This is a genomic window from Actinorectispora metalli (assembly GCF_056323685.1).
The window spans coordinates 86,956-99,084 of sequence record NZ_JBREYE010000001.1; the positions used below are offsets into that span (position 1 = coordinate 86,956).

Below are 12,129 nucleotides of genomic sequence, written 5' to 3' on the forward strand. Positions count from 1 at the left end.
CCGCCAACCGCACGAATGCCGGCTCAGCCTGAACGTCATGCCTCTCACTCTGCCTTCACTGTGGATTACGGCCCGGGTCACAAGGGCCAACTGCACTCACGCGAATGACGCAGGTGCCATCCAGATGCCAGGATCTTTGAGAACGTGTCACCGATTCCAAGATGCCACAGTGCTCTGCGAGCTCATGAATTCCAGCACCAACATAGAGGTAGTCCGTTGAACCCGCGTCGAGATCATGGGTCCGGTCTCGTCCGCGTACTTGGCTACGATCAAGAAAGGAGGCCCGCCGCGGCTACGGCTCCGAAGTCAAATCGACGCGAGCTGGTCGTATGCACGAGTTCATCGCTGAACTCGCCAAGGCCGATCTCCTCACTGCGCTCGGCCCTGCCGATCAGGTCCCGTTCATCGGCGCCCACCCGTACATGGTCACTACGTACCGACGGCGCATCACCCGGCGTCCCGGTGCAGGATGGAGGTATGACTGTCCAGGCCCCACCAGAGTGCTGGTGTTGCGGTTCGCGGTTCACCGATGCCGAGTTGGTGCGTTTGGGTGCCCACCCGGAGGTCGCGCTGGGCTTCGACTGCGCGAACTGGGTGCGCCGGCGAGCGGTGCAGCGCCGTGACGAACGGCATCCCGGCCTCGCAGCCGGTGTGCGTGCGGGAGTCCGAAGGCTGCGGGATGAAGTGATGCGGCGGGGCTGGCACGACCGCGGGATCGTCGGCAGGCTGTTGCGGCGCATCGACAGGTTCCTGCCGTGAACCGGGATCGGGACACCGAGGGCCGGGCCCGCAACGCCCGGCCCCGAGACGCCTTGGGTCGCCCGCTGCCCTATGGCGTCGAGGGCGTGGAACGCGCGCCGGAGGGCGTGGTTCGCACTCCGGACGAGTCGCTGACCGAGGCACAACAACTACTGGACGACGGCCTGCCGTTTCATGCTCATGAGGTGCTGGAGGACGCCTGGAAATCCGCCGACGAGCCGGAGCGCGAGTTGTGGCGTGGCCTGGCCCAACTCGCCGTCGGCCTCACGCATGCCGCGCGTGGCAACCGGTCCGGGGCGGCCGCGTTGTTGCGTCGTGGCGCCGAGAACATTCGCCCCTATCAAGAAGAGGCACCGCACGGCATCGACGTCGTCCGGTTGGTGCGGTGGGCGGAAGAACTGGCGGGCTCACCCGATGAATGGACGGCACCGCGACTGCGACGGTAGTCAGTTTTCGCGGAGTTCCGGATCGTCCGCCACCCACTCGGCGAGCATCTGTGGCTCCTTGTGCGACAGGTAGAGCAGGTACTCGGCGAGCGCCTTCTCCATCAGCCTGCCGATGAACGGGGCGGAGACCGTGATGTCCGCGGTGATCACGGCCTGGGAGTGCTCCAATCCGTGCGGGCGGATCTCGACATGCACGTCCAGCCGCGCCGGTGGCGTGGACAACACGATCTGGTGCCGGGCCCGGCCGCCGTTGCCCTCCGGAATCCAGTGCTCGGTGCGCTGAATGGTGAGTGTGCGGGGAATCAGAGCCCGCAGCGGCTCGGCCAGGAAACTCCTGGACTTCATGTACATGACGTCGAAGTGTTTGCTGCCGTCGGCCAGCTCTGTCTCGTCCTTGAGCTCGTAGTCGAACCCGTGGAACTTGGCACGGCGCCGAACGCTCTCCGGCGAGGACAGTGCCTGGAAAACGGTCCTGGCCGGCAACTCGTGCTCGACGACGTACTCGAGGTGCGTGGCCACCGGAACACGATACCGAGACTGCCATGAGTTCCCGCCACGACCACGCTCATAATGACGCACTCCGCTCCCAAACCCGCATTCCCGAACACCCGAGCGAATCCCACGGCCCACCGTGCCGTGACCCGGAGAAAATTCCGCTCGGGTATCCGGCTGGAACTCACTGTGGTTCACCCGAGGCGGGGACGCCGCTCGCGCAGTTCTACCGCAACAGGACAAGACCACCTGCGGGACCTAGGTCGCTCGGGGTCCATGCGAGTGTGAGGCCAATTCACTTTGGTTCGGGTTCATCGACCTGTACCCCGCCGGGAACGGAGGCCTCATGTCCGGCCTGCGCATTCTGGTGCTCGAAACAGACGCGGTGGACGCGACCGACCGGACAATGCGCTTGCCTCCGGACAGCCGCCAGCGCCGTGACAGGTTCCGCACTCGAATACGGACACCGCGCACTGTGTCCGCGCGCTACCCCTAAGCTGCGGCGGTAACGCACACGTCTGATCAGGAGGATTTGGATGGCCTTGGAAAAGCCCGAGATCGCACCGGTCGAGGGAGCGTCGCCCACCGAGCTGATGATCAACGACATCACCATCGGTGACGGACCGGAAGCCGCGCCCGGACAGGAGGTGACCGTGCACTACGTCGGGGTCTCGCACTCCTCCGGCGAAGAGTTCGACGCCTCGTGGAACCGGAACGAGCCCTTCGTCTTCCCACTGGGCGCGGGCCGGGTCATCCCGGGCTGGGATCAGGGTGTCGTAGGCATGAAGGTAGGCGGACGCCGCAGGCTGGTGATTCCCCCGCATCTGGGATACGGCGCTCGGGGCGCCGGAAATGTGATCAAGCCGAACGAGACGCTCATTTTCGTCGTGGACCTGTTGGGCGTGAACTGACTCGGTGCGAAGTGGCGCCACACCCGTCCGAATCAAGGCACGGATAGGCGATTTGTGACGATGTGGCGCCACATCGCTTACCGGGGTGATTTCTGTCCCAAAGAGCTTCTTTGTGCCTGGCTCATCAAGGCCGGGCAAGCGTTTACCCCATTTCATTTGGCCCGGATAGGTGACCAACGACGGTTGATCGCGCAACAATCAGATTGATGTCATCGCAACACGGACGCACCGGGCTGATCGTCCCGGTGCCAGAGGCCAACCCACTGCTGAAGGAAGTCGCCACCAGGCTTTCCGACGCGGTGCGAGAAGACGTGCCCGCGCACATCACGATCCTCTACCCGTTCCTGCCCATCCCGCGGCTGGTGCCGGAGGTCATCGACGAACTCCGGCTGATCTTCGCCACCCAGGCGACGCTGGACGTCACCTTCCCCCGATTCGAGCGGTTCCCGAAACTGCTGTACTTGGGACCTCAGCCCGCGGCCGACTTCTCGGCGCTGACGACGGCGGTCGCCGACCGGTGGCCGGAGGCGCCTCCCTACGAGGGCACCTACGACCCGGTCCCCCACCTCTCGGTCGCGATGGATGTCACCCATCCGGTCATGGACCAGCTCGAAACCGACCTCTCCGACCGTCTGCCGCTGCGCACCACGCTCACCGAGGCCTGGCTGGTGGTCCACGACGGCACCGAGTGGGGCGTGCACACGCGATTCCCGTTCAGCTCCGTCCTCCCCTGACACCAGCCGCACGTCGCAGGTAGGCACCCGTATCGCCGCAAGCGCGGCGGCCGCAGGCACCACCCACAGCGAGTAGAGCCCGTAGCGGGCAATGCCCGGGTTCAGGCCTACGGCCGATCAGGCGCGGCTCGCGCGGTGTGCCAGGGCTGTCAAACGCCTGTGCTCAGGCTCCGAAGACGTCGGGGTCGGGTCCGACGCGCCTGCCGGTGTTCAGCTTGGCGATGGCCGCCAGGTCCGCGTCGTCGAGCGCGAAGTCGAAGAGCGCGAGGTTTTCCCGGATGCGGGAGGGCGTCACCGACTTGGGAATGACCACGTTCCCCAGCTGGACGTGCCAGCGGAGGATCACCTGGGCGGGGGTCCGGCCGTGCTTGCCCGCGATCTCCGCGATAGCCGGGTCCCGCAGCAGGTCGCCGCCCTGCGCAAGTGGGCTCCACGCCTCGGTGACGATGCCGTTGTCAGCGTGGAAGGCCCGCAGTTCGGCCTGCGGCAACGCCGGGTGCAGCTCGATCTGGTTCACCACCGGCACCACACCCGTCTCATCCAGCAGACGACGCAGATGCGGAAGGTGGAAGTTCGACACGCCGATGGACCTGACCCGGCCGTCGGCGCGAAGCTTCTCGAAGGCCTTCCAGCTGTCGACATACCGGTCGGCGCCCGGAGCGGGCCAGTGGATCAAGTACAGGTCGACGTAATCGAGGCTCAGCCTGGAGAGACTGGCGTCGAAGGCACGCAACGCCGAGTCGTAGCCCTGGTCGCTATTCCAGAGCTTGGTGGTGATGTACAGCTGCTCCCGGCTCAGGCCCGAGGCCGCGACAGCGCGGCCGACGCCCTCCTCGTTCCGATAGATCGCAGCGGTGTCGATGCTTCGGTAGCCCGCCTCGACCGCGGTTCGCACGGCGGCCTCGACCTTGGAGTCGGCGATCTGAAAGACACCGAACCCGACCTGGGGGATCCGTCCGCCATCGGACAGGGTGATCTCGGGAACGCTGGTCACGACATTTCCTCCACACCATGAACAAATGCTGTGACCAGTCTGAACGTGTCTGCCGCGGATCGCATTCCGGTAACGAAGGCGTCGCACCGACATGGCGGGATTCGGGCCCGCCACGAAATTGTCGGACACCCGTGGGAGCGTGTCCGGGCAGACACGACTAATCCGATCTGGGAGGTTTCCACCATGCCTGAAATGACCGAACCGTACGCACCCGGTGTACCCACGTGGATCGACCTCGGCGTGCCCGATCTGCCCAAGGCACTCGATTTCTACCGTGCGCTTTTCGGCTGGGAGTACGTGGACCACGGCCCCGAAACCGGCCACTACACGACCGCCAAACTCCGCGGGCTCCAAGTGGCCGCCATCGCGCAGAACCCGCCGACGGAGAACACCCCGCCGCGCTGGACGACCTACCTGGCCACCAACGACCTGGACGAGACGTTGAACAAGGTCAAGTCCGCGAGCGGCAGCATCGTCTTCGGGCCGATGGACATCGGCACCGAAGGTCGGATGGCGATCGTGTCCGACCCGACCGGCGCCGCCGTCGGACTCTGGCAGGCCAAGGATCACCACGGAGCCAGGCTGGTCAACGAGCCGGGCGCGCTGATCTGGAACGATCTGCTCACCAGGGACGCCGACACCGCACGCAAGTTCTACCAGGAGGTGTTCGGCTACCAGCTCTCCAAGCTGGACAACGCGGGCGCGGGTTACCACACCATCGACGTGGACGGCCGTCCGGTCGGCGGGATCATGGACGCCACCGACTACCTGCCCGAGGGCGCGCCGCCGCACTGGGCCACGTGTTTCGCGGTGACCGACACCGACGAGACCACCGCCAAGGCGAAAGACCTGGGCGCCACCATCGTGCAGGAGCCGATGGACAGCCCCTACGGCCGGTACGCCACCGTTTCCGACCCGCAGGGCGCGAGCTTCTCGATCATGCAACCGCTTCCGGAGAGCTGACCGGCCCGCCCTTCGCACATTACGGTGAACCCTGAACCTGATCACGAAGGGCGCAGGGGTGTCTTCCGATGCGAGCGGGGTCCGATTCGGCGCGGTGATCTACGCGGCTCGCAGCCGCGGACAGACCGATGGGGAGGTGATCGAGCGGGCGCTGGCGATGGCGGAGGCCGCGGAGCAGGCCGGTTTCGACGATCTGTGGACCACCGAGTTCCACTTCAGCACGTGGGGGATCAGCCCCTCCGCGTTGACCTTCGCCGCGCACCTGCTGGGGAGCACGAAACGGGTCCGGGTCGGCACCGCGGTGACCCCGCTCCCGTTGCACTCCCCCGTGCACGTCGCCGAGCAGGCGCTGTTCCTCGATCACCTCTCCGGTGGCCGCTTCGACCTTGGCGTGGGCCGGGCTTTGCCCACGGTCGAGTACGAGGCCGTCGGCCCAGGCCCGCGGTACTGGCAGGACGCTCTGCCGGAAGCGATCGACCTGGTGCGACAGGCCCTGACCGGCAAGGTCGCGGCGGACTCCGATCGGTACCGGTTCGGCGAGGTAGAGCCCGCGCTGGCGCCCTACCGGGACCGACCGGTGCCGATGTACGTCGCGGTCAACTCCGCCGCCACGGCGACGGTCGCGGGTGACCGCGGACTGCCGATGCTGCTGTACGTGAACAAGGACGACCAGGCCAAGGCAGCGCTCATCGCCGAACACGCCGCGGCCGCCCGGGACTTCGCCGAGGACGGGTACGACCACGGCTTCATGGCGTTCGCCCAGGTCACCGACTCCGACGCGGAAGCCGAGCGGCTGATCCGCGAGAACGTGGTGCCCGGTCTCGCCGAGGGAGCCAGGCAGGCTCGCTACCTGCTCGATGTGCCCAACCCCGGCGACCGCCCGAACTTCCGGCAGGCGGTCGGCGACTTCTTCACCGCGACCCAGCCGGTGGGCACCGCGCAGACCTGCATCGACCGGTTGACCACGAGCATCCGCTCGACAGGCTGTCGCCGCGTGCTGTGTCGAGTCGAGGCCACCGGCGACGTCGAAGGCACCGTCGACAACCTCCGCAGACTGGCGAGCGAGGTCTTCCCCAAGGTCCGCCGCAACCTCGGCCTCCCTCCAACCACCGCCGTCTAACAGGCTCTCTAGCTGGTGGTTCACCAACCAGCGTGCGGGATCGGGGGTCTCCTTGGCCGGATTCGACATCCCCGATCCGGCACCGGACACCTCGAGCCGGCAAGGAGCATCGATCCGCCGCGGGCGACTGGGCATCGCGGCTGCAACTACCGTCATCGGCGCCGCCTACGCCGTCCCGCCTCAAAGTCACCCTTGATTCCCGCCGAACAGGGCGAAGACAGGCCGTCCGCTCGCATCCGACCCGCCACCAGACGTCCGATGCCCGAAAGCGGTCTGGATTCCCACGCACCATTCCGAGCAAGGTCCTGGCCAAAGCCAACCAGCACCCGTCAGCGGATGGATACACCGCAAGCTCGATCCGCTTCGCAGAGTCGACCGGTGTGCGAGCGCGGCGCTGCCCAAGGGAGGCCCCGGCTCTCGGCGGCAGGAACCACAGCCGCGCCTGTGCAAGATTTTCCGCCACCCCGGTAGCCAGAGAGATCGGGGACCGCTTTCACTCCAGCACTCCGAACGATGCTGGATCAGCAGTTCGCCGAGTAGGCGCGGGCGAGGTGGTCGAGGACCTCCTCGTCCACCTCCTCAGGACTGGCGAGGCCGATTCGGACGGTGATCGAGTCGTTGCCTACGCCCTTGGCGGGAAGCAGGCGTCCGCCGGGCGGCAGGGCAAGGCGCAGGCCCAGGTCGACACGGGTGCGGGTGGTGGCTTTGATGACCGCGAACTGACGGCGCGGCGTGCTCAGCGAGATGTAGGTCTTGCGGGTCTGCACGATCGCCTCGCCGAGCCCCACCGAGGCGGCGAGCAGGCGGTCGGCGATGGGACGCAGCTCGGGACGGTCGCCGTACTGGCCGTCCATCAGCTCTTCGGCACTCGCGGTGAGGAAATCGGGATAGCCGAATCGCTCCATCACCAGCAGCGTCTGCGGATAGCCGGTGACGCCCTCGGCGACCAGCCGGGTTCGCAGCGACTGCTCGTCGCCCGCGCCGAACTCCGCCACGCGACGGTTCCACTCGGCGAGGTCGTGGCCGGTCCGGCGGTGCAGCAGGTCGGCGCACCACTCCCGCATCTCCTGCCAGGTCTTGGCGGCCATCGGCTACCCCGCTCTCGTCGCCGCGACACCCTGCCGGGACCGCAGGGCGGAGCGGGTCACGGCACCGACGAAGATCAGCGCCAGCCAGATGTAGGCGTTGCCCAGCACGTTCTCCGCCGCGTTCCAATGCTGCCCCGGATCGCGGTTCTCCGGAAGCCACCACTGCGGCGCCGCGCCCAACACCAGGAGAGCCCCGGCCCAGCAGGCGATCCGCCGTGGGGTCGGGGCCCGGTACACGCGGTGGGCCGCCCACAGCAGACCCGGCACCGCGGGCACCCAGTGGTGCGTCCAGGACACCGGGGATACCAGCAGCGTCACCGTGGCGACCACGGTGAACGCGCCCAAATCGTCCCCGGCCAGGCGCAGTGACCGCACCGCCAGCCAGCCGCCGACGAGGACCGCGAGGCAGAGCAGCACCCAAACCGGCGTGGCCACCTCGTCCGGTAGACCGAGCCGAGCCAGCATGCCGCGCAGCGACTGGTTGCCCGCGAAGGCGAGGTTGCCGACGCGAGTGGTGTCGCCGAACGTGCCGAGCCAATAGGCCTTCGATGCCGACGGCGCGACGAGGAACCCGACCAGGCCGCAGGCCAGGAAGCTGCCGAAGGCCACAAACGCGGGGCGCCACTGGCGGTGGGCGACGAAGTACAGCACGAAGGCCGCGGGCGTGAGCTTGATGGCCGCGGCGACGCCGATCAACAAGCCCCGCGGCCAGCGCGGCGACCGGATCAGGCAGTCCGCGGCGACCAGCGCCAGCAACATCAGGTTGACCTGGCCGAACGACACCGTTTCCCGCACCGGCTCCAGCAGGAACGCCGCGAGCATCGCCACCGCGGCGACCACCGCCGTCGCCTGGCCCAGCCTGCCAAGGGCCAGGTAGCAGACGAACCACAGGCACAGCAGGCTCACCGCGGTGAACAAGGCGACCGCCAACGGGAGCGGCAGCAGACCGAGCACGGAGAACAGGACCGCGGCCAGCGGCGGGTAGGTGAAGCGCAGCCGGAAGCCGTCGTACGCGGTCGGGAAGTCACCGCCGTAGAGGTCCTCGCCGCGTGCCCAGGCGCCGCCGCCCCCGACGTAGACGTAGGCGTCGGTCAGGCGATGATCTCCATACAACGCAAGGAGGAGCGCTGCGAGTCCGGCCAGTGCGGAGCAGACCAGCACCACGGTGGTCCTTGCTGCGGCGGACGAGGACAGACGTCGTACCAGTTGCACCCTGGCAGGGTAGCCCTGCGCACGACACCGCACGGTCGCGCTATACTGTGCGCATGGCGCGTGGATTGGAAGTGGTGCTGGCCAGGGCGGGACTCAAGGTGGATACGGCCGAGTTCCTGTCCTTCGTCGAAGACGCCGCCAGGAAGCTCGCCCCGCCGCACCCCGAGCCCGCCGCGTACTTCTCCGCCGAGCAGCGGGACGCGTTGACCGACGTCGGCTTCGACCTCCGCCCCCGACGCGAGAACGACGCCGATCCCCGCGGACGGGCCGTGGCAGCGCACGCGGTGTTTCGCGAGTCCGCCCTCACAGTGGCCGAGGCGGCCGCCCAACTCGGCATCGACGGCAGCCGCATCCGGCACCGGATCGCCGAGGGCCGCCTGTCGGCCTGGAAAGACCGCGGCGGCTGGCGCCTGCCCGCGTGGCAGTTCGCCGACTCCTCGGTGCTACCCGGTCTCGGCGCCGTCTTGGCCGCCCTGCCCGCCGACCAGCCGCCGCTGGTGCTCGCCGCGTTCATGACCACCCGCCAGCAGGAGTTGCGCATCGGCGACGAGCTTGCGAGCCCGCGGGAGTGGCTGCTGGCGGGCGGCGATCCCACGGAGGTCGCGGAGCTGGCCGCGGTCCTGGGCACTCCCGCGTAGGACGGTTCATGGCCCGCCTGCCGCAGCCTCCCGAGCCGGCCCTTCTCCAAGCATTATCCCGTCCTGACGACGACATCGTCGAGATCCAGCCGACGACTCGCCTGGTGCGCGTCTTCACCACCGGCGGTCGCCACCCCCAGACCTGGAAGGGCTACCGCTACACCGGCCCACTTCCGCACGCCCGCTTCGACCCGCACCCGCTCGGCGCCGACGGCGGGCGCACCACCTCCGACGAGCACGGCGTGCTCTACTTCGGACTGTCCGTGCGCACCAGCATCGCCGAGGTCTTCCAGGCCACGTCCATCGTGGACCGCCGCACCAGGGGTCCCAACCTGGTTGTGCTCCACCCGACCAGAACGCTGCGGCTGTTGGACCTTGGCGGCCTGTGGCCGACGAGGGCAGGCGCGTCCCAGCTGATCAGCACCGGCCCGAAGCGCACGACCCAGGCCTGGGCTCGCGCGATCCGCGCGGCCCACCCCGACCTGGACGGACTTTGGTACCGCTCCTCGATGGACGCGGGCGACCCCGCCGTCTGCCTCTGGGACCCGCCCTCCGGGAAAGCCATGCCAGTCCAGCCCGACGTCCTGCTCCCCCTCCACCACCCTGGGCTGGATCTCCCCTTGGCCCGCGTCTGCGCCGAGCTCAACTACACCCTGCTGAACTGATCTTCGGTTGACATGCAGCCAGTCGGCTGCCTATCGTAGAAATGCAGCTGATTGGCTGCATGTTGGGAAGAGCAATGGACGACGTGTTCAAGGCGCTCGCCGATGCGAGCAGGCGCAGGCTGCTGGACAGCCTGAACCGCCGGAACGGGCAGACGCTGCGTGAGCTCTGCGCCGGGTTGGAGATGGCGCGGCAGTCGGTCAGCAAGCACCTCGCGGTGCTGGAGGCCGCGAACCTGGTGGCCACCACCTGGCGTGGCCGGGAAAAGCTGCACTACCTCAACGCGGAGCCGATCAATGCCATCGCCGAGCGCTGGATCAACCAGTACGACCGCGAGCGAGTGCGGGCACTCGCCGACCTGAAGACCGCATTGGAGCAGGAACCGATGAGCAACACCGAGTTCGTCTACACCACGTACATCAAGACCACGCCGGAACGGCTCTGGCAGGCGCTGACCGACCCGGCGTTCACCAAGCGCTACTGGGGCGTCACCTTCACCACGGACTGGGCCAAGGGCTCCGTCATGAGCTGGGAGCTCGCCGGTGTGACGATGAGCGATCCCGAGCAGGTGGTGCTGGAGTCCGACCCCCACCGCAGGCTGTCCTACACCTGGCACAACTTCACGCCGGAGTTCGCCAAGGTGGCCGGGATGGATGAGGAGGAGCGAGCCAAGGCCGACGCCGAGCCCCGCTCCAGGGTGGCCTTCGAGATCGAGCCCCGCGGAGACAAGGTCAAGCTGACCGTCGTACACGACAACTTCGCACCGGACAGCATCATTCTCCCGAGCATCGGTGAGGGCTGGTCGGAGCTGCTGTCCAGCCTCAAGACGCTGCTGGAGACCGGCGAGCCGTTGCCGGAACGCTGATCAGACGCCGGTGCCGCTCGGCGGTACTGCCGAGCGGCACCCGGATCAGCCGAGCTTCTTGGCCGCGCTGGGGTCGCGCCGCACCTTGATCAGGCTGGCCACCGTGGTGATCGCGAGTACGCCCATGATGAAGCTGAGCGACAGTTCGATGCCGATGGTCGGCACCATTTCCAACTTCTTGCCGTCGTTGATGAACGGCAGCGAGTTGTCGTGGATCGCTTCCAGGATCAGCTTCACGCCGATGAACCCGAGGATGATCGACAGCCCCGTCGAGAGGTAGACCAGCTTGTTGAGCAGCCCGCCGATCAGGAAGTAGAGCTGCCGCAGGCCCATCAAAGCGAACGCGTTGGCGGTGAAGACCAGGAACGGCTCCTTGGTCAGGCCGAAGATCGCCGGAATGGAGTCGAGGGCGAACAGCAGGTCCGTCGTGCCAATGGCGACCATCACCACGAACATCGGGGTGACCCAACGCTTGCCGTTGATGCGGATGAACGCCTTGGCGCCGTGGTAATCCTCGGTCACCGGCAGCACCTTGCGCACAGTGCGCAGGACCGCGTTCTCCTTGAATTCGTCCTCGTCGGAATCGCTGCCCGTGGCCAGCTTCCAGGCCGTGTAGACCAGGAACGCGCCGAAGATGTAGAAGACCCAGCTGAACTTGGCGATGACCAGCGCACCCGCGGCGATGAACAGGCCGCGCATCAACAGGGCGAGCAGAATGCCGAAGAGCAGCACCTTGTGCTGGTGAATGGCCGGAACCGCGAACGTGGACATGATGATGACGAAAACGAACAAATTGTCCACTGAGAGCGAATATTCCGTGACGTAGCCCGCCAGGAACTCCCACGCGAATTCGCTACCGGAGAAGAACCAGATGCCCAGTCCGAAAACCATGGCGCAGGCCACATAGAAGACCACCCATCGGGCGGCCTCTCCGATGGTGACCTCGTGCGGTTTCCGGTCGACGATCACCAGGTCGACCGCCAGCAGTGCCAGCAGACCGACGATCGTCGCGATCCAGACCCAGGTGGGGATACTCATTCGTTACCTCCGGCAGACGGCAGCAGCCACTGACCGGAGGTCTCTTCCGCCCGCGAGACGCGGACCGACGGCACCGGAAGCCAAGGCTTCGTGATGACGATGCCGCCGCGAAGGAATACTCCCCTCCGCAACGTCGACAAATTCTCACCTATCAATGCCATCCAGCACCAGCCAGGGTGACCATTCTCGCCCTGGCGGTTACCCGG

15 protein-coding genes are annotated in these 12,129 nt (G+C 67.2%); 9 read left to right on the plus strand and 6 right to left on the minus strand.

Annotated elements, in window-relative coordinates:
• Positions 1-269: 269 nt before the first annotated feature.
• Entirely contained in the window at positions 270-416 is a 147-nt protein-coding gene (locus tag ACU6XJ_RS00440) for a hypothetical protein (RefSeq protein ID WP_476305607.1), read from the minus strand.
• A gap of 61 nt (positions 417-477) precedes the next feature.
• Between ACU6XJ_RS00440 and ACU6XJ_RS00445 the strand changes: the two genes are divergently transcribed.
• Positions 478-759: a hypothetical protein gene (locus ACU6XJ_RS00445; RefSeq protein ID WP_476305610.1), complete on the plus strand. Its 282-nt coding sequence runs from the start codon at positions 478-480 to the stop codon at positions 757-759.
• Positions 756-1,205, plus strand: coding sequence for a DUF309 domain-containing protein (locus tag ACU6XJ_RS00450; protein ID WP_476305613.1), 450 nt, complete (start codon positions 756-758; stop codon positions 1,203-1,205). The genes ACU6XJ_RS00445 and ACU6XJ_RS00450 overlap by 4 nt, the downstream gene beginning before the upstream one ends.
• On the opposite strand, the gene ACU6XJ_RS00455 is transcribed toward ACU6XJ_RS00450, so the two are convergent.
• A complete protein-coding gene (locus ACU6XJ_RS00455) occupies positions 1,206-1,724 on the minus strand; it encodes a DUF2505 domain-containing protein (RefSeq protein ID WP_476305615.1) in 519 nt (172 codons plus the stop codon).
• Positions 1,725-2,233: 509 nt separating this feature from the next.
• Between ACU6XJ_RS00455 and ACU6XJ_RS00460 the strand changes: the two genes are divergently transcribed.
• Positions 2,234-2,608: an FKBP-type peptidyl-prolyl cis-trans isomerase gene (locus tag ACU6XJ_RS00460; protein WP_476305618.1), complete on the plus strand. Its 375-nt coding sequence runs from the start codon at positions 2,234-2,236 to the stop codon at positions 2,606-2,608.
• 206 nt (positions 2,609-2,814) lie between these two features.
• Positions 2,815-3,342: a 2'-5' RNA ligase family protein gene (locus tag ACU6XJ_RS00465; RefSeq protein WP_476305620.1), complete on the plus strand. Its 528-nt coding sequence runs from the start codon at positions 2,815-2,817 to the stop codon at positions 3,340-3,342.
• Positions 3,343-3,505: 163 nt separating this feature from the next.
• On the opposite strand, the gene ACU6XJ_RS00470 is transcribed toward ACU6XJ_RS00465, so the two are convergent.
• Positions 3,506-4,336 carry an aldo/keto reductase gene (locus ACU6XJ_RS00470; protein WP_476305623.1) on the minus strand — a complete coding sequence of 277 codons (831 nt, stop codon included), beginning with the start codon at positions 4,334-4,336 and terminating at the stop codon, positions 3,506-3,508.
• Between the two features lie 192 nt (positions 4,337-4,528).
• On the opposite strand from ACU6XJ_RS00470, the gene ACU6XJ_RS00475 reads away from it, so the two are divergent.
• Positions 4,529-5,299, plus strand: a complete 771-nt coding sequence (locus ACU6XJ_RS00475; protein WP_476305625.1) for a VOC family protein — start codon at positions 4,529-4,531, stop codon at positions 5,297-5,299.
• A 58-nt stretch (positions 5,300-5,357) separates the two neighbouring features.
• Positions 5,358-6,419: an LLM class flavin-dependent oxidoreductase gene (locus tag ACU6XJ_RS00480; protein ID WP_476305627.1), complete on the plus strand. Its 1,062-nt coding sequence runs from the start codon at positions 5,358-5,360 to the stop codon at positions 6,417-6,419.
• Between the two features lie 521 nt (positions 6,420-6,940).
• Here the strand turns inward: ACU6XJ_RS00480 and ACU6XJ_RS00485 are convergent.
• The gene (locus ACU6XJ_RS00485; protein ID WP_476305630.1) at positions 6,941-7,507 is read right to left on the minus strand and encodes a DUF5655 domain-containing protein; all 567 of its coding nucleotides are present in this window, start codon (positions 7,505-7,507) and stop codon (positions 6,941-6,943) included.
• 3 nt (positions 7,508-7,510) lie between these two features.
• A complete protein-coding gene (locus ACU6XJ_RS00490; protein WP_476305632.1) occupies positions 7,511-8,719 on the minus strand; it encodes a glycosyltransferase 87 family protein in 1,209 nt (402 codons plus the stop codon).
• Between the two features lie 53 nt (positions 8,720-8,772).
• On the opposite strand from ACU6XJ_RS00490, the gene ACU6XJ_RS00495 reads away from it, so the two are divergent.
• From ACU6XJ_RS00495 to ACU6XJ_RS00505, 3 genes are all read left to right on the plus strand, one after another.
• Positions 8,773-9,357 (plus strand): excisionase family DNA-binding protein, encoded by a 585-nt coding sequence (locus tag ACU6XJ_RS00495; protein ID WP_476305634.1) that lies wholly within the window; start codon positions 8,773-8,775, stop codon positions 9,355-9,357.
• Between the two features lie 8 nt (positions 9,358-9,365).
• Positions 9,366-10,022 carry an RES family NAD+ phosphorylase gene (locus ACU6XJ_RS00500; RefSeq protein WP_476305637.1) on the plus strand — a complete coding sequence of 219 codons (657 nt, stop codon included), beginning with the start codon at positions 9,366-9,368 and terminating at the stop codon, positions 10,020-10,022.
• Between the two features lie 74 nt (positions 10,023-10,096).
• The gene (locus ACU6XJ_RS00505; protein WP_476305639.1) at positions 10,097-10,885 is read left to right on the plus strand and encodes an ArsR/SmtB family transcription factor; all 789 of its coding nucleotides are present in this window, start codon (positions 10,097-10,099) and stop codon (positions 10,883-10,885) included.
• Positions 10,886-10,930: 45 nt separating this feature from the next.
• Here the strand turns inward: ACU6XJ_RS00505 and ACU6XJ_RS00510 are convergent, their stop codons facing one another.
• Positions 10,931-11,923, minus strand: a complete 993-nt coding sequence (locus ACU6XJ_RS00510; RefSeq protein WP_476305641.1) for a TerC family protein — start codon at positions 11,921-11,923, stop codon at positions 10,931-10,933.
• Positions 11,924-12,129: the final 206 nt, after the last annotated feature.